Annotated in this window: 20 protein-coding genes; 5 read left to right on the top strand and 15 right to left on the bottom strand. The window is 45.9% G+C overall.

Features of this window, described 5'->3' with window-relative positions; all coding sequences use genetic code 11:
* The first annotated feature begins 56 nt into the window (after nucleotides 1–56).
* Nucleotides 57–596: a hypothetical protein gene (locus K5609_RS02455; protein WP_221075806.1), complete on the top strand. Its 540-nt coding sequence runs from the start codon at nucleotides 57–59 to the stop codon at nucleotides 594–596.
* 80 nt (nucleotides 597–676) lie between these two features.
* On the opposite strand, the gene fis is transcribed toward K5609_RS02455, so the two are convergent.
* The 5 genes from fis to K5609_RS02480 all read right to left on the bottom strand — a co-directional run bounded on the left by fis (nucleotide 677) and on the right by K5609_RS02480 (nucleotide 4,074).
* Nucleotides 677–976 carry a DNA-binding transcriptional regulator Fis gene (gene fis / locus K5609_RS02460; RefSeq protein ID WP_016402072.1) on the bottom strand — a complete coding sequence of 100 codons (300 nt, stop codon included), beginning with the start codon at nucleotides 974–976 and terminating at the stop codon, nucleotides 677–679.
* A 35-nt stretch (nucleotides 977–1,011) separates the two neighbouring features.
* The gene (gene dusB / locus K5609_RS02465; RefSeq protein ID WP_221075807.1) at nucleotides 1,012–1,968 is read right to left on the bottom strand and encodes a tRNA dihydrouridine synthase DusB; all 957 of its coding nucleotides are present in this window, start codon (nucleotides 1,966–1,968) and stop codon (nucleotides 1,012–1,014) included.
* Between the two features lie 163 nt (nucleotides 1,969–2,131).
* Complete coding sequence (gene prmA / locus K5609_RS02470; RefSeq protein ID WP_221075808.1) at nucleotides 2,132–3,010, bottom strand: 50S ribosomal protein L11 methyltransferase; 879 nt, start codon at nucleotides 3,008–3,010, stop codon at nucleotides 2,132–2,134.
* A 185-nt stretch (nucleotides 3,011–3,195) separates the two neighbouring features.
* Complete coding sequence (locus K5609_RS02475; protein WP_221075809.1) at nucleotides 3,196–3,579, bottom strand: hypothetical protein; 384 nt, start codon at nucleotides 3,577–3,579, stop codon at nucleotides 3,196–3,198.
* Between the two features lie 99 nt (nucleotides 3,580–3,678).
* Nucleotides 3,679–4,074 carry a hypothetical protein gene (locus K5609_RS02480; protein WP_221075810.1) on the bottom strand — a complete coding sequence of 132 codons (396 nt, stop codon included), beginning with the start codon at nucleotides 4,072–4,074 and terminating at the stop codon, nucleotides 3,679–3,681.
* Between the two features lie 292 nt (nucleotides 4,075–4,366).
* Here K5609_RS02480 and K5609_RS02485 point away from each other — a divergent pair, with 292 nt between their 5' ends.
* Nucleotides 4,367–5,395 (top strand): MBL fold metallo-hydrolase, encoded by a 1,029-nt coding sequence (locus tag K5609_RS02485; RefSeq protein WP_221075811.1) that lies wholly within the window; start codon nucleotides 4,367–4,369, stop codon nucleotides 5,393–5,395.
* Between the two features lie 58 nt (nucleotides 5,396–5,453).
* Here K5609_RS02485 and accC read toward each other — a convergent pair whose 3' ends face one another.
* The 4 genes from accC to K5609_RS02505 all read right to left on the bottom strand — a co-directional run bounded on the left by accC (nucleotide 5,454) and on the right by K5609_RS02505 (nucleotide 9,265).
* Nucleotides 5,454–6,794, bottom strand: coding sequence for an acetyl-CoA carboxylase biotin carboxylase subunit (gene accC, locus K5609_RS02490; protein WP_221075812.1), 1,341 nt, complete (start codon nucleotides 6,792–6,794; stop codon nucleotides 5,454–5,456).
* A gap of 12 nt (nucleotides 6,795–6,806) precedes the next feature.
* Nucleotides 6,807–7,253, bottom strand: coding sequence for an acetyl-CoA carboxylase biotin carboxyl carrier protein (accB, locus tag K5609_RS02495; protein WP_221075813.1), 447 nt, complete (start codon nucleotides 7,251–7,253; stop codon nucleotides 6,807–6,809).
* A 36-nt stretch (nucleotides 7,254–7,289) separates the two neighbouring features.
* A complete protein-coding gene (gene aroQ, locus K5609_RS02500; protein ID WP_163134609.1) occupies nucleotides 7,290–7,736 on the bottom strand; it encodes a type II 3-dehydroquinate dehydratase in 447 nt (148 codons plus the stop codon).
* Between the two features lie 143 nt (nucleotides 7,737–7,879).
* Nucleotides 7,880–9,265 (bottom strand): MATE family efflux transporter, encoded by a 1,386-nt coding sequence (locus K5609_RS02505; protein WP_221075814.1) that lies wholly within the window; start codon nucleotides 9,263–9,265, stop codon nucleotides 7,880–7,882.
* Between the two features lie 142 nt (nucleotides 9,266–9,407).
* Here K5609_RS02505 and K5609_RS02510 point away from each other — a divergent pair, with 142 nt between their 5' ends.
* A complete protein-coding gene (locus K5609_RS02510) occupies nucleotides 9,408–10,247 on the top strand; it encodes an AraC family transcriptional regulator (RefSeq protein WP_221075815.1) in 840 nt (279 codons plus the stop codon).
* 47 nt (nucleotides 10,248–10,294) lie between these two features.
* Here the strand turns inward: K5609_RS02510 and K5609_RS02515 are convergent, their stop codons facing one another.
* Entirely contained in the window at nucleotides 10,295–10,945 is a 651-nt protein-coding gene (locus K5609_RS02515) for a TetR/AcrR family transcriptional regulator (protein ID WP_221075816.1), read from the bottom strand.
* A gap of 182 nt (nucleotides 10,946–11,127) precedes the next feature.
* On the opposite strand from K5609_RS02515, the gene K5609_RS02520 reads away from it, so the two are divergent.
* Complete coding sequence (locus tag K5609_RS02520; RefSeq protein WP_221075817.1) at nucleotides 11,128–12,351, top strand: efflux RND transporter periplasmic adaptor subunit; 1,224 nt, start codon at nucleotides 11,128–11,130, stop codon at nucleotides 12,349–12,351.
* Between the two features lie 23 nt (nucleotides 12,352–12,374).
* Nucleotides 12,375–15,554, top strand: coding sequence for an efflux RND transporter permease subunit (locus K5609_RS02525; RefSeq protein ID WP_221075818.1), 3,180 nt, complete (start codon nucleotides 12,375–12,377; stop codon nucleotides 15,552–15,554).
* A gap of 67 nt (nucleotides 15,555–15,621) precedes the next feature.
* Here the strand turns inward: K5609_RS02525 and K5609_RS02530 are convergent, their stop codons facing one another.
* The 5 genes from K5609_RS02530 to K5609_RS02550 all read right to left on the bottom strand — a co-directional run bounded on the left by K5609_RS02530 (nucleotide 15,622) and on the right by K5609_RS02550 (nucleotide 21,912).
* Nucleotides 15,622–15,984, bottom strand: a complete 363-nt coding sequence (locus K5609_RS02530) for a rhodanese-like domain-containing protein (protein WP_221075819.1) — start codon at nucleotides 15,982–15,984, stop codon at nucleotides 15,622–15,624.
* A 201-nt stretch (nucleotides 15,985–16,185) separates the two neighbouring features.
* Complete coding sequence (gene acs / locus K5609_RS02535) at nucleotides 16,186–18,138, bottom strand: acetate--CoA ligase (protein WP_221075820.1); 1,953 nt, start codon at nucleotides 18,136–18,138, stop codon at nucleotides 16,186–16,188.
* Nucleotides 18,139–18,499: 361 nt separating this feature from the next.
* Nucleotides 18,500–19,312: a family 16 glycosylhydrolase gene (locus K5609_RS02540; protein WP_221075821.1), complete on the bottom strand. Its 813-nt coding sequence runs from the start codon at nucleotides 19,310–19,312 to the stop codon at nucleotides 18,500–18,502.
* 159 nt (nucleotides 19,313–19,471) lie between these two features.
* Nucleotides 19,472–20,104 carry a 3'-5' exonuclease gene (locus K5609_RS02545; RefSeq protein ID WP_221075822.1) on the bottom strand — a complete coding sequence of 211 codons (633 nt, stop codon included), beginning with the start codon at nucleotides 20,102–20,104 and terminating at the stop codon, nucleotides 19,472–19,474.
* Between the two features lie 8 nt (nucleotides 20,105–20,112).
* Complete coding sequence (locus K5609_RS02550; RefSeq protein WP_152785681.1) at nucleotides 20,113–21,912, bottom strand: DUF294 nucleotidyltransferase-like domain-containing protein; 1,800 nt, start codon at nucleotides 21,910–21,912, stop codon at nucleotides 20,113–20,115.
* Nucleotides 21,913–22,013: the final 101 nt, after the last annotated feature.

Genomic DNA, 22,013 nt, shown 5'->3' on the forward strand with positions numbered 1-22,013 from the left:
CTTAGCCTGTCGCAGCCTGAAATACGATCTCCTTCAAGTATTAGGGGCTGGCTATCGTGAATATGGCGATATTAAATATCGCAAATGGTACTTTGTCTGCTGTTAAATTTGGCGCGTCTAATTTGGTGGTGTTAATGATGAAAAAACTACTTATAGCTACTTCCTTGATCATGGCTTCTGCGATGGCAAGTGCAGATGTATTGGTGCACAAGGATGCATTTGGTGAAGAGATTACTCATATCGCTACCATCGTATCTCATGAGCGCAATATGTTGATCTTTGTTTGTTATCCCGAGGGGCACTATCAAGCAAATATGTACGGAAATCGCGCCTACCACGAACCTCGGATAGAGCTTAGCACTAAGGTTAAGCTAGCGGGAGGCGAAGCTCTTGAAGGAATTGGTAGCGCAATACGCAATAATCAGGGCGTTGCTTTAGATGTACCATCTAGCGATAAGCTGTTGCAGAGTGGCAATGCGACCTTATTTGCGCAAGGTATGATTCACGATGTCGAGTTTGCTATAGACATCCCTCAGTCTCAGGTTGAAGAATTTAAAGCGACCTGCAGCCGTAAGTTTGGTACCGAGTTTAGCTAGTTCGGTGTGTGACAAAAACAAAAAAGCCAAAGTGAAATTACTCACTTTGGCTTTTTAATCAATACCTTATGAACAGGTGTTTAGTTCATGCCGTATTTTTTCAATTTTTTGCGTAAAGTACCGCGGTTGATACCTAACATGATTGAAGCGCGAGTTTGGTTTCCGCGGGTATATTGCATAACTACGTCAAGCAACGGAGCTTCAACTTCAGATAGTACTAATTCGTACAATTCAGACACATCTTCGCCATTTAACTGGGCGAAGTAGTTGCGCAATGCTTGCTCAACTGAATCGCGCAATGGACGTTCTTTCACTTCAGTGCTAGTTGCACTGCTAGTCATAGTAGAAAGTGTGTTTGTGGTGGTATTTGAATCAAACATACTTGACGCTCTTTTTAATTAATTAATGATCACAACTATTCGAAAAACTGTTCAATCGCGGACGTTTGTACCAGGGCTGATTCAAGCTGGTTAAACTGGCTACGAAACTCATCCGTGTCCGCTAACTGCTTCAAGTACCACCCCACATGTTTGCGAGCGATACGTACCCCTTGATACTCCCCGTAGTGTGTATACAGATTGTCTAAGTGGTGAAGCATTACTTCCTTCACTTCTTCAGCCTTGGGGGCATCTAAATGCTGCCCAGTGCTTAAGAAGTGATTAATTTCTCTGAAAAGCCAAGGGTTACCTTGAGCTCCTCGACCTATCATGATGGCGTCCGCGCCGGTGTAATCCAAAACGTGTTTGGCTTGCTCCGGTGTGGTGATGTCGCCATTTGCCACAATCGGTATCGAAATTTCTTTTTTAACTGCTTTAATGGTGTCGTACTCGGCTAAACCTTTATACATGCATGCCCGCGTCCGACCATGAATGGCTAAAGATTGAATACCGGCAGCTTCTGCAAGCTTGGCAATTTGCAAAGCATTGCGATGTTCTGGTGACCACCCTGTACGAATCTTAAGGGTCACTGGTACATCCACCGCCTGCACAACAGCATCAAGAATTTTTTCCACTAGCTCGGGTTGCTGCAATAGCGCCGAACCAGCTAACTTTTTGTTTACCTTTTTAGCTGGGCAGCCCATATTGATATCGATGATTTGCGCGCCATTTGCCACATTATGTTGGGCGGCGAGAGCCATCAATTCTGGATCTGAACCTGCTATCTGAACACTGCGTATGCCACATTCATCTAGGTGAACCATACGGTCTAGTGATTTTTTACTGTTCCAAACCCGTGGGTTACTGGACACCATCTCTGAAACCGTAAGCCCTGCGCCTAAACGCCAACATAAGCGACGAAAGGGTTGATCGGTTATTCCAGCCATAGGCGCTAGTATCACCGGATTGTCCAGCTTGTAACTGCCTATTTGCATGACTGTCGTTCTTCTCAATCTCAGGGCGGCGTAGTTTACGACTTTTTAGCCACGCTGAAAAGGCTATATTTTGAACATTTTTCAAAAAAAAAGCTGGATTTTTAGATACAGAATATGGCAGCAAACCCTTTAGTAGAGGGTTTGCGCCACATTATTGGTGAACTTAGCGCTTTGTTCCGCTTAATCGACACCATTCTTGATCAAGAACAACCGGATCCATATTGCACTGTGTTTGATAGGCGGCGACTACCTCGTCACTCTGCTCTTCTAAAATGCCTGATAGGGCAATAGAGCCTTGCGGTTTAAGGTAGGCAAGAATGATTTCGCTGAGCTCTTTAAGTGGGCCAGCCAATATATTGGCTACCACTATGTCGGCTTTGAAATCCTTGGGTTGGTCTTTAGGTAGGTAGAGTTCTAACTTGTCGGCCACACCATTGCGTTCGGCGTTATCGCGGCTAGCTAAAATCGCTTGTGGGTCGATGTCTATGCCTACAACACGTTTGGCACCCAGCTTAATCGCCGCAATGGCTAAAATGCCGCTACCACAGCCAAAGTCCACCACGGTTTTGTCGCTAAGATCTAGTTGGTCTAGCCATTTTAAACAAAGTGCAGTAGTGGGGTGGGTGCCTGTGCCAAAGGCAAGGCCTGGGTCTAGCATTACGTTAACCGCATTAGGGTCGGGGACATCGGTCCAACTTGGGCAAATCCACAGACGTTCGCCAAATTGCATTGGATGAAAGTCTTTCATCCATTCGCGTTCCCAGTCTTTGTCTTCTAGTTGGTCTAGCTTGTAGTTGCCGTCTTCTAGAATCAGCGCTTCTCGTAAGAAGTTAAGGATAGGCGACATATCGGTAGCTGCGTCGTACAGGCCTTGTACATCGGTATCGCCCCATAATGGGGTTTCCCCTAGTAAAGGCTCAAGTACAGGCGTGTCGTGGCGGTCTAAGAAGGTAACCGCTTGGCAGCCGGTTTCCATTAGAATATCGCCAATGGCGTCGGCTGTATCTTTAGTGGCGTTTATTTTTAGCTGGATCCAAGGCATTGTCCGCTCCTCTACTAGATTAGGCGGCAAGTGTACTGCGTTAGTTTGCGCTTATCATCATAAAAATAGTTTAGTCGAGGGACGCATTAAGTAGGGAGGCGGTTTTCAAAAAACTGTTCTTGTAAAAATCCGCATTTAGCCACTAGGGATTTAATCTAGTTAGTATGTGCAGTTTCGATGAGTAACTATTGGTTGGCTGGGCTTAATCCGCGGTTACGGTATTGTGCTCGTTTATATAGTAGTACCAAGCCACGACATCCGGCTAATGCGGCGACGATTAGGGCAGGAGTGTTAAACAGCAAGCTTAGAATCAGCACGCTGCTGGCAAGGTATAAAAAGGGAATAAACTCGTAAACTGGCTCGGGAATAGCCTTAGTTTTGCGGGCCAATGTTTTTTTGTATTTATCGTAACGGCGGTAGTTAGAACGTAGTACCCATATCAGAGCGCCCATACAAAACAGCAATGCACCGCCAACATGAGCCAGCCAAGGTTCAAGTAATAACATTGACCCGGTACCTGCAGATAAATAGCCGCTTGGTAAAATCTCATATATGGCGCGTGGCAGCATAAGCACTCCATGTTACATTTAGCAACCTTCCATTAACATTGCTAAGCATAGACTCAGTTACAAGTATTAGTCAAATTGTATGTTGATTGGCTGCTGGACCTAATTGCTCGTTTTCGCAGAGTTAGGTATTTTTTGCCAAGTATGTCGGCGATAACGATGGCGCATATACAACAAGGAACAGCCTCGATATAAACAAAGTGCTGCAATGGCGTAGGCGGCAATAGACTGTTGTGTTGATGCTAGGGAGAGAGCCAAACCAATAAACAAAAAGGGCATAAACTCGTATAAAGATTCAGGAATATTAAAGCGCTTACTAGCATGAGCAGCTTGGTCTAAACGTCGAAAATTAGAACGCATTACCCAAATCAGCGAACCTAAGCAAAACAATAGCACGCCCCCCGCGACTCCTAGGGTAGAGTCTACCCACATTACCGAGCTTGAGCCGGCAGCCAAATAAAGGCTCGGCAATATTTCATAGATTGGCTTAATAATCATGGTATTGCACTCAATTCCGTTTTAGGTGTTGGCTAAATTATCACTTCCCAAAGCATAACTTTGCTCTAACTAAGATGGTTTAAGTGTAAGACATATTTTTGAAACTGCCGATTTAGCGCTAAGCCTAGCCTTGGTTATCTGTAACAAAGTGCTTACATATAACCCTTTAAACACAAAGTAAACTTATGGGTTTACTTTGTGTTTGTCTAAAAGTACACTCGTTGGTGTAATTTATGAGGATGCTAATTTGAGCATACGTAACAAGCTTATGAGTTTTTGTTTGGGAGGATTAATGAGTACACCGTTAGCTTCAGCCATGGCGACTGACACCAGCCTATTTACCACCCAAGTTAATGAAGGCAAATACCAAAATGCCCAAGCAATGCCAGCCAATGCTTCTGTTTGGGGTATTTTATGGCGTTATGTGAGTGAGAAACGCGTAGATGCAGAGCCAAGCAAGGGTATTCCAGTGATGCCTTTAAATGCCTCACTGCTTGCTGCTTTGCCCGCTGAACAAAGCAGTGTTATTCGTTTTGGCCATTCCAGTGTTTATATGCAAGTGGCGGGGCAGCGTTGGCTGATAGATCCGGTATTCTCGCAGCGAATTTCTCCCTTTCGCTTTATTGGCCCCAAGCGCTTCCATCAACCGCCGGTGGAACTTAGCGACTTAAACAATATAGATGGCGTGCTGATTTCGCATGATCACTACGACCATTTGGATAAATACAGCATTAAGCTGTTAAAAGACAAGGTACAGCACTTTGTGGTGCCTGAGGGTGTTGACCAGCATCTGCTTGATTGGGGAGTTGAGGCTAACAAAATTAGTCGCCTGCGTTGGTGGCAATCGGCGAGCTTTGGTGAATTAACCGTTACTGCTACGCCTACCCAGCATTTCTCTGGTCGTGGCTTATTTGATGGTAACCAAACGCTTTGGGCATCCTATGTGATTGACGCGCCTGAGCAGCGGATATTTTTTAGTGGAGACTCTGGTTACTTCGATGGCTTTAAGCAAATTGGCGAGCGCTATGGCCCTTTTGATTTAACCATGATGGAAACTGGTGCGTACGACAAAGATTGGTCGGCAGTACATATGACGCCAGAGCAAACCTTGCAAGCTCACTTGGACTTAAAAGGCAAAGCCTTAATGCCGGTGCATAACTCCACTTTTGATTTGGCTTTTCATTCTTGGTATGAGCCACTAGAACGAATTAGTTACTTAAGTGAATTAGCTCAGGTGCAGTTAGTGACGCCCAAAATAGGCGAGGTGTTTACGGTTGGGCAAGCACAAAAAACAGAAACGTGGTGGCGGGATCTTAAATAGCTTTACCAAACAAAGAAAAAGGCCTTAAGAATACTTAAGGCCTTTTTAGGATTTACTACTAAATGCCTAGTTTCTTTTCTAGGTAGTGAATATTCGCGCCACCAAACTGGAAGTTCTCGTCTTGCATGATTTTCTCTTGCAGCGGAACGTTAGTTTTAATGCCGTCGATTACCAATTCAGAAAGCGCATTTTTCATTCGCGCAATGGCAATATCACGGTTTTCACCATAGGTAATTAGCTTACCAATCATCGAGTCATAGTAAGGCGGTACCGAGTAACCTGCGTAAACATGCGAGTCCCAGCGAATGCCCATGCCACCTGGTGGGTGGAAGCGATTAATACGACCTGGAGATGGGATAAAGGTTTCCGCATCTTCGGCATTAATACGACACTCAATCGCGTGGCCAGTTAGTTTCACTTGCTCTTGGCTAAATGATAATGGTTGGCCTGCCGCAATGCGCAGCTGCTCTTTGATTAAGTCGATACCGGTAACCATTTCCGTTACCGGGTGCTCAACCTGAATACGGGTGTTCATTTCAATGAAGTAGAACTCACCATTTTCATACAAGAACTCGAAGGTACCAGCACCGCGATAGTTAATCTCGATACATGCGCGAGTACAGCGTTCGCCAATATTGCGACGCATATCTTCGGTGATGCCCGGAGCTGGAGCCTCTTCAACCACTTTTTGGTGACGACGCTGCATTGAGCAGTCACGTTCACCTAGGTGAATTGCGCCACCTTGGCCGTCTGATAGTACCTGAACCTCTACGTGACGAGGGTTTTCTAGGTATTTCTCCATGTACACGATGTTGTTACCAAAGAAAGAACCTGCCTCTGTGCGGGTTAAATCAATAGAAGTATGTAGTTCTTCTTCTTTGTAAACCACGCGCATGCCACGACCACCGCCGCCACCAGCGGCTTTAATGATAATCGGGTAACCAATGCGTTTGGCAATGGCGGCATTTTGTTTTTCATCGCTGCCTAGTGGGCCGTCTGAACCCGGTACACAAGGTACACCGGCTTTTTTCATGGCTTTAATCGCTTCAACTTTATCACCCATCATGCGGATGGTTTCAGCTTTAGGGCCAATGAAGATAAAGCCACTTTTCTCTACAATCTCAGAAAACTCAGCGTTTTCAGATAAGAAACCATAACCCGGGTGAATGGCTACTGCATCGGTTACTTCAGCAGCAGCAATAATGCGCGGAATGTCTAGGTAACTTTCTGATGCTGCAGGCTTACCAATACAAATTGATTCGTCGGCTAACAATACGTGTTTAAGGTCACGATCGGCTGTTGAGTGCACAGCTACCGTTTTTATGCCTAGCTCTTTACAAGCGCGCAAGATGCGCAGGGCAATTTCACCACGGTTAGCAATAACTACTTTATCTAGCATACAAATGCCTCTTTATTCGATGATGAATAGCGGTTCATCAAACTCAACGGCTTCACCGTCTTCAACCAAAATGGCTTTAACAACGCCAGATTTGTCAGCGTCGATTTGGTTCATCATCTTCATAGCTTCAATGATACATAGGGTGTCACCTACGTTTACTTGCTGGCCTTCTTGCACAAATGGTTGCGCTTCTGGAGATGAAGAACGGTAGAACGTACCTACCATTGGCGACAATAATTGGTGGCCAGAAACTGCTTCGCTAGCGGCAGGAGCAGCCGGTGCGGCGGCTGGCGCTGCTGCAACTGGGGCAGCAACCGGTGCAGCAGCGTATACGGTTTGAGCCGCACCGCTGAAGTTACGGCTGATACGTACTGCTTCTTCACCTTCGGTGATCTCTAATTCAGCTACACCTGATTCTTCAACTAATTCGATTAATTTTTTAATCTTGCGAATATCCATAAGGGCTCTCTTTATCGTATTAGGTTAATTAAATAGCTATTTCTGCAGTTTGTTTAGCGCTGCAGTTAAAGCAAATTGATATCCTTGACTACCTAATCCACATATCACTCCCTCTGCTTTATCGGCAAGGAAAGAGTGATGACGGAATGATTCACGTGCATGTACGTTAGATAGGTGAATTTCTATAAATGGAATGTTCACACCCAGTAGCGCATCGCGCAGTGCCACACTGGTATGAGTAAAAGCCGCAGGATTGATGATGATAAAATCTATCTCGCCCATGGCTTGATGAATGCGGTTAATCAGTTCGCCTTCGACATTGGATTGAAAATCCTGCAGGGTGACACCCATGTCATTGGCTTGTTGGCGCAGTTGTTCAACAATGTCATCTAAACTCTGATGACCGTAAACCTCAGGCTCACGTTTGCCCAATAAGTTTAGATTTGGACCGTTGAGTAACAAAATAGAGAATTTATTAGTCATTTTCGTTGAAAAACCAGCTTAAATTATAGAACGTGTCGATTTCTTAAGATTAACACACTTATCAAAGATAAATGTGCTAAGTCATCGACATTTTCGGCAATTATAGGGTTTTCGCAGAAAATGGCAGCATTTTTCTGGTCTAATCAGTTGGTTTCGGCGAGAGGCTCGGTAGTAAGGTTACGTAGCCACTTCTTCTGATTCATCCGCCAAAAACACAACATGGCTTTAAATACTTCTTCACTTAGGGCAATGCAAAAAGCCGTTATCAAACTCACATCGAAGACAAAAATGGCGATGGAAGTAAGCATTAAACCTACGCCCCATTGGCAAAATGTGTCCGACATTAGGCAAAAGCCGTTGTCGCCTCCGCTTCGCAAAATGCCGTTAATCAGCACCATATTAAAAATGCGAAGCCAAGTAGAAGCTGCCAGTATTAATACTAGCTGTTGCGCCAGTTGCAAAGTTTCAGACTCTAAAGCGCCAAACAAGTTCAATAAAGGATAGCTCAATAACCAAATTGCCACACCAATACCAATTGCCGCAATGGGGCTTACTAGCAGCGCTAAACGGGCATCTACCCAGGCTTGGTTAAACTGGTTAGCGCCAAGTTTATTGCCCACCATTATTGAACAGGCTGCAGAGAATCCCATGAAGCAAGAGATAGCAATGCCTTCAATAGGGCTAATCAAGCTCATTGCCGCTAGCGCATTGGTTCCTAGTTGGCCGTATAAAGTGGCAAATACAAATACGCCGCTCGACCAAATGCTAAAGTTTATAACTAGTGGCACTGCAAGCTTGGCGTATTTGCTTAGCTCGGCTTGCTTAAACTGCCAAAAGCCGATCAAACATACTTTTAATAGCGGGTGAGATTGCCACCAAAGGCTGGCCCACAACACCACAAACTGCAGTAAACGTGCTATCACCGTGGCAACACCTGCGCCTACAATTCCCATTGCTGGAATAGGCCCAAAGCCAAAAATAAGCACTTGGTTTAGCGCTATGTTGGCCACTACCGCAAACACACTAATATACAGCGGCAGTTTGGTATTACCGCTAGCGCGCAGTGCAGACTCAATCACAATCACCGGTAAGGTGAATAACACCATTAAAGCGGTTGCGCGAATATAGTCACTACCAATGGCGATAAGGTGTGCGTCGTTGCTGCCCCATTGCATAATGGTGCTAGGGCTAAATACCATGAAAGCCAAGGTCGCTAAGGTAAAAATAAGGCCGGCATAAAAAGACAAAGCTACGGTTCTACCAATCGCCGTCCAGTTTTTAGTTCCCCAGTGCTGAGCGCTTAAAATGGCGCAAGCAGTTGAGAAGCCATTTAAGATGACGATGGCAACAAAAAATGCCCGCCCTGCATAACCTACCGCAGCCACTTCGGCATCACCTAGGGTCGCAACCATCAGTACATCTACCAAGCCTAATAGGCTTAGCAATACTGCTTGTAAGGATATAGGCCAAGCTAGGCGCCAGAACTGCTCTAGCCATGAGCGATTCAATGAAATAGGAGATGCGTGCATAACAACCTCAAAATGTGACTTGCATCAGATATAAACTATCTAGTTAAAAGTGGTGATTTAAATTTATGGCTGCGATCCTATCTTATATATGGGAAGTTCCACATAATTGAAGCTATCAAAAATATGTTCAAAACTATCATTTATGAATGAGCTACATTGGCAAGATAAGTTTGAGATAGGCCCCGCGTGTGTTGAACGTTTCTTAACTACCGAACGTTTTTCTGAGCTAAGTAAACTGCAGGTTAATTTGTCTGGGGTGTCGTATCTACGTGGTGAGTACTTTGTTAGTCGTCGCGCGCCGCAAGAACATACTTTGTTATTTTCCATGGCAGGGGCGGGCAGCTTGCATACTGCGGAGTTTAGCCAGCGCTTGGGGCCTAATGAGCTGGTTATTTTGCCCGCTGGCGTTAACTACTCACTGAGTTTGGCCAGCCATTTTTGGCGGCACAATTGGTTTCAGTTCTCGTCCGATATTAGCTGGTATCGCTTTCCCAAAGAAGCTAAAGTGCTGAACATCAATTCTAGTCAAAATATTGATAAGTGCATGAAGCTGTTGCTCGACGAGGAAACTAAAGCTAAAGCAGATCCTCTAGTAGAATCGGCTTTAACCCAACTTATAAAGCGCTATTTGCTGCAGCTACTCAAACCCTTAAAAAATGCCGAGCCAAGCCCCTTACATAAGCTCGAGCAGCAGTTGCGTTCTTCTTTGCACTACCCTTGGACAGTGGCCGAAATGGCACAGCGTTTGTCGGTGTCAGAAGCGCATTGTTATCGCTTATTTCAGCAAGAGTTCAAGGTTAGCCCTAAGCAATACCTAACGCGATTGCGTTTAGAGCACGGTAGCTATTTGTTACGTGAAAGCCACTGGTCGATAGAAGTTATCGCCAGTCAATTAGGCTACCAAGACGGTTTTGCCTTTGCCCACCGCTTTAAAAAAAGCTTTGGGGTATCTCCTGGGCGTTATCGGCGTAATTACAACTAGCTCAAACTAGCAAGTAAGTGCTTGCTAGTGAGTTAGCTAATGGCCGTTTATTTGTTGATGCTTTGTAAACTCGCAGCGACTTTGGCACTGCTTACTCGTTTAAAAGTGTCTAGGGTGAGTGAGGCCACTTGCTGTAATTGCTGTTCTGTTGCGCCATTAGTAGCGTGAACATTTAAGCCCTGTAACACGGTGGCTAAGTAGTGAGCGAGGGCTTCTGGATCGGCATCGGCGGTCAAATCTTTGTCAGCTTTAGCGCGTTCGAAACGTTGCTGTAAGGCGACACTGCCTTGGGCACGGCGCTCCTGCAACGCTTGCTTAATGGTGCTAGCAGACTCACTACACGACAGTGCGCCCTGCACAATCACACAGCCCTGCGGTTGCGTGGGATCGCTTAAATTAGCCACTGCACCTTTCAGCATGTAATCCACTACATCGTAAATAGTGCTTTGCTCAAGGGCGGGGTAGAAATAGGCTTGTGGTCGAGATTCGTAAAGCTCTATGGCCTGCAAAAATAACTGTTCTTTATTGCCAAAAGCCGCATACATACTGGGTTTGTTAATGCCCATGGCTTGGGTTAGATCGTTTAAGGATGCCCCTTCGTAACCTTTCCGCCAAAACACTTCTAAGGCTTTTTCTAGCGCTTGGTTAGCGTCAAAGCTGCGTGGACGACCAATGTGAGAACAGCACTTGGGGGACATTTTTCTACCTCAATTTATCATTAAACTGATCATAGCTAAGCCACTTAGACCTGTCTAGATAAATAAATACCACTTGGTACAAAAAGATCTTGATCTCGATCATACTTCGTGATTAATATACCATCCAGTACAAAACGAAATATCATCCATATATCAATTTATCATCACTTGAGGGAACGAAGATGGCATCAGTTTTTGATCTACCAAAACTCATCGCAGTAAGTGCTTTAAGCATTTTCCTAGTGGCTTGCGGAAAACCGGAAGCTGCGACCAATCAAGCACCTCCACCACCAAGTGTAGATGTAGCCGAAGTATTGCTTGAGCGCGTTACCGAGACCGATGTGTATACCGGTCGCCTGCAAGCGCCACAAACCGTGATGGTAGTGCCGCGAGTATCGGGCTACATCGAGCAAGTATTGTTTGCAGAGGGCAGCCTAGTTAATAAAGGTGATGTGCTATTTAAGATTGATAGCCGCATTTTTGCTGCCGAAGTCGCTCGCTTAGAAGCTGAGCTACAAAGTGCTAAAAGTAGTTTAGAACTGGCGCGAAAAGGGTACAAGCGGGCCCAAGCCTTAAATAAACAAAACGCTATTTCCGACGAGATTTTAGATAATCGCTTTTCGGCGCGAGAGCAAGGCGCGGCTGCTGTGGCATCTATTGCCGCAGCCTTATCGCGAGCTCGCTTGGATTTAGACTTTACCGAGGTGCGCGCTCCCATTGGTGGTCGAGTGTCTAACGCGCTGATCACCGAGGGCAACTATGTAAACCTTGGCGCTAGCCAGCTTACGCGTATTGTCTCTACTCAGCATATGCATGCTTATTTTGACGTAGATGAGCAAAGCTTTTTGAAATACCAAGAGTTAAACAATGTATTGCCGCTGCAAGGCGCGCAAGACACCGTAGCGGTTGTGCAAATGGCCTTAGCCGATGAGCAAATCTTTAAGCACTTAGGCCAAATTGACTTTATCGACAATGCCGTCGCTAGCGGCACTGGCACTATTCGCTTGCGCGCCAGCTTTAGTAACCCCAGTGGTGAATTACTGCCGGGTATGTTTGCTCGCTTACAAATTGCTGGAAGCAGCTCTTATCAAGCCGTGCTGATTGACGATAAAGCCGTTGGAACCGACTTAAACAATAAGTTTGTATTGGTATTGGACGAAAACAACCAAGTGCAATATCGCCCGGTCGTGTTGGGTGAGCGGATTAATGGTTTGCGGATTGTTTCCCAAGGTTTATCGGGTTCAGAGCGAATTGTGGTTAACGGTATTCAACGGGTACGGCCGCAAATGCAGGTAACGCCAATTGCCACCGCGATGGCTAGCGAAGAGGTTGTTTCTGCCTTGCGTGAGTCTCAACAGTTACTTGACCAACAACATCAGCAATTAAGCCTTAACGCTAAGTTGTAAGTTCAACAAGGATAGATTCGCCCATGTTTTCTCAGTTTTTTATTAAACGGCCGATTTTTGCGGCCGTTATATCGCTGCTGATGTTTATTGGCGGTGCCATTGCCGTATGGCAATTACCCATTACCGAATACCCAGAAGTGGTGCCACCAACAGTAGTGGTCACAGCTAACTACCCTGGGGCAAATCCTAAAGTGATTGCCGAAACCGTGGCTTCACCGCTTGAGCAAGAAATTAACGGTGTTGAAGACATGTTGTATATGTCTTCTCAGGCCACCTCTGATGGCCGCATGACGCTTACCGTTACTTTTGCCATTGGCACCGATATCGACCAAGCTCAAACGCAGGTACAGAGTCGAGTTGATCGCGCCACACCGCGTTTGCCCTTAGAAGTGCAGCGCTTAGGTATTGTGACCGAAAAGTCATCACCGGATCTTACTATGGTGGTTCACCTTAGTTCACCAGAAGATCGCTACGACTTATTGTACCTGTCCAACTATGCGGCACTTAATGTTAAAGACGAGCTAGCCCGAATTGAAGGTGTGGGTGCTGTGCGTTTGTTTGGTGCGGGTGATTACAGCTTAAGAATTTGGCTAGACCCTAATAAAGTAGCTGCTCTAGGTTTAAATCCAAACCAAATTATCGCGTCGATTAGAGAGCAAAACCAGCAAGCCGCTGCCGGTAGTTTGGGCGCACAGCCTAGCGGTGAGTCTGATTTTCAGATTTTGATCAACGTGAAGGGGCGTTTAAGTACCACCGAAGAGTTTGAGAACATCATCATTAAAGTGGGCGAGCAAGGCGAAGTTAGCCGCTTGCGAGATGTTGCTCGGGTTGAGTTGGGTGCTAGCAGCTATGCCTTGCGCTCGTTACTCGACAACAAGGATGCAATTGCCATTGGTGTGTTTCAAGCATCTGGCTCGAACGCTATCCAGATCTCTGAAGATGTACGGGCGCGTATGGCCGAATTAGCGCAAAACTTTCCTGAAGGCCTAAACTACGACACGGTTTACGATCCAACGGTATTTGTTCGTGGCTCGATTGAGGCAGTAGTTAAAACTCTGTTTGAAGCGGTGCTATTAGTGGTATTGGTAGTGGTGCTGTTTTTACAAACTTGGCGCGCTTCGATTATTCCTTTAGTTGCGGTGCCGGTATCATTGGTGGGTACCTTTGCCTTTATGCATCTAATGGGCTTTTCGCTTAATGCCTTGTCTTTATTTGGTTTGGTATTGGCCATTGGTATCGTGGTGGACGACGCTATTGTGGTGGTGGAAAATGTTGAGCGAAATATTGCCGAGGGTTTAAACCCAGTAGCCGCGACGCAGCGCGCCATGAAAGAGGTAACCGGGCCAATTGTGGCAACCACCTTGGTATTGGCGGCGGTGTTTATTCCTACTGCCTTTATGTCTGGCTTAACCGGACAGTTTTACAAGCAGTTTGCTTTAACCATTACTATCTCGACCTTTATTTCGGCAATTAACTCGCTCACCTTGAGCCCTGCTTTGTCGGCCTTGCTGCTAAAAGGTCACGACGAACCGAAAGACCGTTTAACTCGCATTATGGACAGCTTGTTTGGCAGGTTTATATTTGCGCCGTTTAATCGCTTATTTAATAAAGGTGCCAATGTATATGGCGGCATCATCAAAAAGACTATTCGCTTGTCGGCTTTGGTTGGCATTATTTATGTGGGTTTATTAGGGCTTACAGCTTATCAATTTGACACCACTCCTACTGGTTATGTGCCAGGGCAAGACAAACAATACTTAGTGGCGTTTGCTCAGTTGCCCGATGCTGCCTCTTTAGAGCGCACCGAAGCGGTAGTGAAAAAGATGTCTGAGATTGCGCTGGCACAACCTGGGGTTGAACATGCTGTGGCGTTTCCTGGCTTAAGCATTAACGGCTTTACCAACAGCCCAAACAGCGCGATTTTGTTTACACCTTTGGCCGATTTTGACCAACGCCAAGATCCAAGTCTTTCGGCCAATGCCATCGCTGGGGCGCTTAACCAACAGTTTGCCGGTATTCAAGAAGCCTTTATTGCGATTTTCCCGCCACCACCGGTGCAGGGTTTAGGCACTATTGGAGGTTTTAGATTGCAGATCCAAGACCGCGCAAACCTTGGTTATGAAGAGTTGGCCAATGTCACCATGCAAGTGATGCAAAAAGCTTGGGCAACACCGGCACTTACAGGCATTTTCTCTAGTTACCAAGTAAATGTGCCGCAGCTTGATTTGGATTTGGATAGAACCAAAGCCATGCAACAAGGGGTGGCCATAGATGAAGTCTTTTCTACCTTGCAAGCTTACATGGGTTCAACCTATGTAAATGACTTTAATAAGTTTGGCAGAACTTATCAGGTGAACATTCAAGCCGATGAGTCCTTTAGGCAATCGCCAGAACAAATTAGCCAGCTTAAGGTGAGAAATGCCGATGGTGCGATGATCCCGCTAGGCTCCTTTGTTGATGTCTCTTATGTGGCGGGCCCAGACCGAGTGATGCACTACAACGGTTATACCACGGCAGAAATCAATGGTGGTCCAGCACCGGGTTATAGCTCCGGTGAAGCGCAGGCAGCCATCGAGCAAATTTTGGCGGAAACTTTGCCCATCGGCATGAGCTTTGAGTGGACCGAGCTTACCTATCAACAAAAGCTGTCGGGTAATACTGCGATGCTGATTTATCCCTTGGTGATTATTTTGGTATTCATGGTGTTAGCTGCTCAGTACGAGAGCTTGCGTTTGCCAATGGCGATTATTTTAATCATTCCTATGACCTTGTTATCGGCCATTAGTGGTGTATTGCTATGGGGTGGCGATAACAACATCTTCACCCAAATTGGTTTGATTGTGCTGGTAGGCTTGGCCACCAAGAACGCTATTTTAATTGTAGAGTTTGCTAAGGAATTGCAAGACCAAGGTCGCACGGTGATGGAGGCGGTATTAGAAGCGTCCCGGCTACGTTTGCGGCCAATCTTGATGACCTCAATCGCCTTTATTATGGGGGTTGTGCCAATGGTGTTTTCTACTGGTGAAGGGGCAGAGATGCGTCAAGCTATGGGCGTGGCGGTGTTCTCTGGCATGATTGGGGTTACCATTTTTGGTTTGCTACTTACCCCACTATTTTACTATTTGCTGGCAAAACGTAATCCTAAGACCAGTGAGCAAGCCGAGCCGCTGGCGCTAGACGCTGATATATTGGCTGCTAAGTAACACAGACAGTGGCAATTACTCTAAAGCGCCGTTACAGATTATGTAGCGGCGTTTTTGTATGGGGTGTTCAATGACTCTTTGAGGCGAGCATTTCTTTTAAGCCGCCACCGTTTACCACCTGCTGGTAACCCATAGCTTGTAATACTTGTAAGGCGTAACCAGAACGATTACCCGAACGACAATAAACCACGATAGGCTGGCTTTTATCTTTGGTGATGGCGGTGATCTGCTGGGCAATCACGGTGTGCGGAATGTTATGTGCGTTATTCAAGTGCCCTTGGTCAAACTCTCCTTCGCTGCGAACATCAATGAGTATTGCGTGTTGCTGCTCTAAACTTTGCCAAGCAAGGTCGGAGCGCTCTGAAGCGTGGGCTTGTGACAATAGACCTATAAAACTGCAAAGCACTAGGCTTTTAAATACATTAATCATCTTCTTATCATCCTTGTTCAGAAGCCTGCATGGTGATGTGAAATTGCTTAATAGTGTATCGGTAACTGATGACGAAATTCTTGATCTGGTTAAACGATTTTTTATGCTTGCTGTTAACTTTTGGATACAGACTGGTACTAAGTTGCATTATTTTTGGACAGAAAAAAGCCGCTAACTAAAGCGGCTTTTTGGTTTTAGCAGTTAAGCTGCATTCGATTTTTCTTCTATCAGCTTATCAACCACAGATGGATCCGCTAGGGTCGAGGTATCACCTAGAGAGTCGGTCTCGTTGGTGGCAATTTTGCGCAGAATGCGGCGCATAATTTTGCCAGAACGGGTTTTAGGTAAAGCTTCGGCCCAATGCAAAATATCGGGTGTAGCAATGGGGCCAATTTCCTTACGTACCCAAGCCTTCACTTCTTTATGAAGTTCGGCGCTAGCCTCTTCACCGGCCATCAAAGTGATGTAGGCATAAATGCCTTGGCCTTTAATTTCGTGAGGTACACCAACCACAGCGGCTTCTGAGATCTTAGGGTGAGCAACCAGTGCACTTTCAATTTCGGCGGTTCCCATGCGGTGGCCACTTACATTTAGTACGTCATCTACGCGACCAGTAATCCAGAAGTAGCCATCTTCATCGCGGCGTGCACCGTCACCAGTGGTATAGGTGCCGGGGAAGGTGGAGAAATAAGTTTGCTCAAAGCGCTCATGGTCGCCATATACGGTGCGCATTTGTCCTGGCCAGCTGTCTTTAATAATCAGGTTACCTTCGGCAGCGCCTTCTAGCTCATTACCTTCGTTATCTACTAAGGCTGGTTGCACGCCAAAGAATGGGCGAGTCGCCGAGCCGGGTTTAAGTGCGGTTGCTCCTGGTAGTGGAGTAATTAAAATACCGCCGGTTTCGGTTTGCCACCAAGTGTCTACAATTGGACAACGCTCGTCACCAATGGTGCGGTAATACCACTCCCACGCTTCCGGGTTAATCGGTTCACCTACCGAGCCCATAATCCGCAGGCTACTGCGGCTGGTACCTTGCACCGCGGCATCACCTTGCGCCATTAGGGCGCGAATAGCAGTTGGAGCAGTGTATAAAATGGTCACTTGGTGTTTGTCACATACTTCGCTCATACGTGCTGAGGTAGGGTAGTTAGGCACACCTTCAAACAAGATGGTGGTCGCACCGTTGGCTAATGGCCCGTATACCAAGTAACTGTGGCCGGTAATCCAACCTACATCAGCGGTACACCAGTATATGTCACCTGGGTGATAATCGAATACATATTTAAAGGTCATGGTGGCGTAAAGCAAGTAACCACCCGTGGTATGTAATACGCCTTTAGGTTTGCCGGTAGAGCCAGAGGTATAAAGGATGAACAGCGGGTCTTCGGCATTCATTGGCTCTGGTGGGCATTCGGCAGCTTGTTGCTCGCTTATTTCATGCCACCATACATCGCGGTTTTCGTTCCAATTAACTTCGCCGCCAGTGCGTTTTAATACCACAACACTTTTAACAAATTCACAGTCTGGATTTTCTAAGGCTTGGTCTACGTTGGCTTTAAGTGGTACGCCACGTCCGCCGCGAACACCTTCATCGGCAGTAATCACGTATTTAGAATTTGAATCAATAATGCGACCGGCTAGTGCTTCTGGAGAGAAGCCGCCAAATACAATCGAGTGAACCGCGCCAATACGGGTACAAGCTAACATGGCTACTGCGGCTTCTGGCACCATCGGCATGTATAAACACACCACTTCACCTTTTTTAACACCTTGCTCTTTTAAGGCGTTAGAAAACTTACACACTTTTGCGTAGAGCTCATTAAAGGTGAGCTTGCTGTCTTCGTCTGGGCTGTCGCCTTCCCAAATAATCGCCACTTCATCGCCACGATCTTTAAGGTGGCGGTCTATACAATTGGCACTTACGTTAAGCAGGCCATCCTCAAACCACTTAATGCTTACATGACCAGGGTCGTATGAGGTGTTTTTTACTTTTGTAAAAGGCTGGATCCAATCGAGTAACTCGCTACCGTGCTTCCCCCAAAACTGATCAGGCTGGGTGATAGATTCTTGATACATATCTAGATATTGCTGATCGTTTAACAAGCAGTTGTCTGCAATGTTTGCTTTAACGGGGTACAGCTTTTGTTCACTCATCTTCCTCTCCTTGCTTCCTCGATGTGAGGCGGGATATCGTCATTGACGTCTCGGATATGAATCTAGACTCGCACCGACACCGGTTGTCGACAATTAGACTTTTGGTTAATTATTTGTGAAGAATAGTAAAATGCTTTATTAATCAAAGTGATTTTTTATGTTGCGAGTTGAAACTGAGAGACGGCTCACGGCCTGTGTTGGATTAATTTGTGAACTGTAGCAAAGCTGGGTCGTCAGTGGTTTGTTGATTCTATATTTTGTCAGCTGGCTTAGGGCTTATTTAGGTGAGTGAATATGAACGATAAGCGCGCCAATGAAGATAGCTGCAATCCCAACAAAGCTGCTGGGATTGCACATGAGCCTATTTGCTGTAGTTAAGTTTCATGCCTTCTTCGCTAAGGCTTAGCACTAACTTGCCATCAACAATATTGGCGTTGTTGGGTGAGAAGGTAACCAAGTTAGATTCAAAGCCCCAATCGCCTTTGCCCCAGCGCTTTTGGTCAAAGTTGTCAAAATCGTCACGCCAAGTTAAGGCAAACTCTCCGTTATCTTGGTATTCGTGATACTCAATCCAATCTACAACTTGGTGAAGTGGCAGGCTACTGGCTTTAAAGCGACCTACCCAGCCAATGGCTTCCGAAATCCAAATGTTCATGCGATAACTTTGTGGAATGTCGCGCATAGCGATAACTTGCTTTGAATTTTCAGCGGTGTCGTGGCGGATTGTTTCGCCATCTACCTCCCAAGTAATCTCGTTTGGTGTCCAGGTTATGGCGTATTCAACAAACTCTTCTAGCTGTGGAACTTGGTGTTTCTTTTCGCTGTGTTTGCGTTTATTGGCTTGGCCAGTGATGAGGTTGGTTTGCAGCTGATGAGGCGTTTTACCAATGGCTTCGAAGTCTATTTCGCTCCACGGAATGCCATTGCCTTGCCAAGATTCGTTGTCGTAAGTGAAAAACGACGAAACTACTCCGGGCTCGGATACTAACTTCATGCGTACCACAAATTTGCCGTATAGCACTTTGTCGTTGCTGTAAACTTCGGCGCCAAATAGCGGCGTTTTACTGCTGTTTAGCGCACCGGTTTGGGCCAAGGTATCTTGGTTTGGTTGCTCTGCAAAGGCGGAGTAAGAGACTGAACTAGCAAGTAAAACTAATAGGGCGAGTTTTTTCATTTAACCTTCCAAACTGGAGAAAATTAGGGCTAATGTAGCCTTAAACATTTGCTGGTTCTAGAAGATTTGGGAGGTAAACTCTGGGGCTGTGATTAAGCGCCAATTGGCCAGATTGATGATGAAACTCGATTCACATTAGCGTTATCTTCATCAATAATATTAAGCACTTATAGCTTGAGGAATTGCGTTGGTTGGCCTTGGTCCAAATTGTAAACGCAGGTAAATCATGGCGGCGGTGATGGCATCATCAATGGCTTGGTGACGGCCCGATAGGGGAATGCCTAAGCTTTGGCAAATATGCACAAGATCTTGATTGGGACTAATGCCTACGTGGTCTACATGAACTTTGTCAGCAAACATACGGCCTACATCAACTAGCGGGTTTACCAGCTTAAAGCCATAACGCTCTTTGCAGTGCCGATTTAAAATTCGTTGGTCGTAGCCAATGTTGTAACCCACGATTGGCCGAGCGCCAATAAACTGCAGCAGTTTCGGCAAAGCCTCTTCAATGCTGCAGGCTTGGGCTAAATCACTGTGGCGAAGGCGATGTACTTTAATTGAGTCGCCACCAAGTTTATCGGTAGCGCGAATTTTTATATCAAAACACTGGCTGGCCAAAATACGATTTTCACTGATGATGACCGCACCCATAGAAACGATGTCGGCCAGTTTGGTGTCTAAGCTGGTGGTTTCTAGATCTAATGCTACGTATTCTTTACCGCGATAAGGGGCAAACAACGTGGCGAATTCGCTGTCTTTATATTTTCGTTGGTAAAGCAAACGCTGCAACATTTAACCGCCTAGTAATCGCGAATATTAAAGTGTAGCGCTAATAGCTGCTTAAACTTTTTCACTACGTGTAAGCCATGGCGTAATAAATCTCGCTGACTGTGATTGAGCTTGTCTAGCTTAAGCACGTGATAGTCTTGGCCCTCTTCAGCTGGGAATAGCTGTTGAATACGCAGTTTAAAAAACAGCAATAGTGCTTCTTTAAGGTTAGCTGCACTGTCCTCGTCTATCACTTTTAATGAGGCGAGTTGTTCTATGCGCTCTAGGGTATTGGTCGCGCTAATTGCATGTTCTAAGGCTAGGGCGCGTACCCCATGCACAATAGGAAAAATCCCGCCTTTCTTAATATCTAAGCCTGCTTGTTTGGATTTAATATTGCCAAACATGGTGAGTGGGGTATGAAACTTTAAGGCTGGCTGGGCAAAAAACGCCAAGGTAACGCTGCGATTGGCCATTTGTGCCATTAGATCTTTGCGTAATCTGCGCAATAGGCTTTTATTACCCGCAATGGCGTGGGCATCTAATACTATGGCGAGGTTCATCATGGCATCGCCGTGGCCGGTTTCTATCCAATTGGCAATGGTTTTACTCCATTGGCTTTGTTGCTGCACCCATTCTGGGTTGTTAACCATAATGTTGCCGGGGCAAGGCGGATAACCTAACTCGAGCAGGTATTCGCTAAACTGATTTAGCTGCTGTTGTCGCTCTGGCCAATCGTATCCATCTTCGATGACTAAGCCGTTATCTTGGTCGGTTTTAACGATTTGCTCGCCGCGACCTTCACTGCCCATCACCATTAAACATATGTGGTTGTGATGTTGGTGAGGAATGCTCAGTTCAAACACTCGGCTAATAATTTGCTCATTCATGGTGGCTAGCAACTTCATAATAAATAAGGTGCGAATGCCGTTATTGCAGAGGTTTTCTACCAGTTTATTGAGGGTGTGTGCCGCTTCGCTGAGTTCTTCAATACTTGAGGCGCGAGCAATGCGTAAAGCCAATACATGGGAGTGGGTCGAGAACAAGCTAAGCAGATGCGCCATCTCCAGTATGCCAATGATCTTTTGCTGGTCTTTTACCACCACCCGCTCGATGCTGTTGCGCGTCATTAACAGCATGGCGTTAAACAAAAAGTCGCCTTTATTCACACTGATTAAGTTGAAGTTGGCTAGCTGGCAAACCGGAGTATCGAGGGATTGCTGAACCAGTACCGCAGCATGGAGTAAATCGGTACCTGTTAGCATGCCAAAGCAGCCATCGTGATTGACCAGTAATGACTCCAGCTTTTGCTCGCGCATAATTAGGGTGGCTTGCTGCAGCGAGGTCTCTCCTTCAATGACCACTGCGGGTTGTACGTTGCGTTCATCAATGGTGGTGAGGATAAACTCGGCTAAATTTTTATTACCTTCGCGAGACTCTACCAGTTGGTGACGGGTGGCTAGGTCGCGCTGAAAATAGTCGCCAAAATCGCTGTTTTCACTCACTAAACGACGAAATATCTGACTAGGAAGGGCATAACATAAGGTTTCTTCTAAGGCGATGTAGTCATGCTTGGCATAGCCGCCAAATTGCGAACGCACATCAAACCAATCTTCCAGAGTATAGTGAGCAAAAACTTCATCATTGTTGTCGGCTCGTTCTTCAACTTGGCCTTTAATAATGATGAACAAGCTAGAGGCCTGTGCGCCCGCTGTAACAATTTTTTGCTGGCTTTGAAAATAGTGAATGTCGAGGTTGCTAGACACCAGTTCACGCTGCTTGGGCTCAAGCTGATCAAAGGGCGGGTGTTGAAAATTAAAGTCTGTGCTCATTGCCTCACCTAGTCGTTTTATAACTCAGGTATTGTTCGGTATTTAGCATGGTCTTTTTTACCTTGCCAACCTAGACGACTTTAGTCTAAACGCGCTTTGAG

Origin of the sequence: Agarivorans aestuarii, assembly GCF_019670125.1 — a bacterium.
GTDB lineage: Bacteria > Pseudomonadota > Gammaproteobacteria > Enterobacterales > Celerinatantimonadaceae > Agarivorans > Agarivorans aestuarii.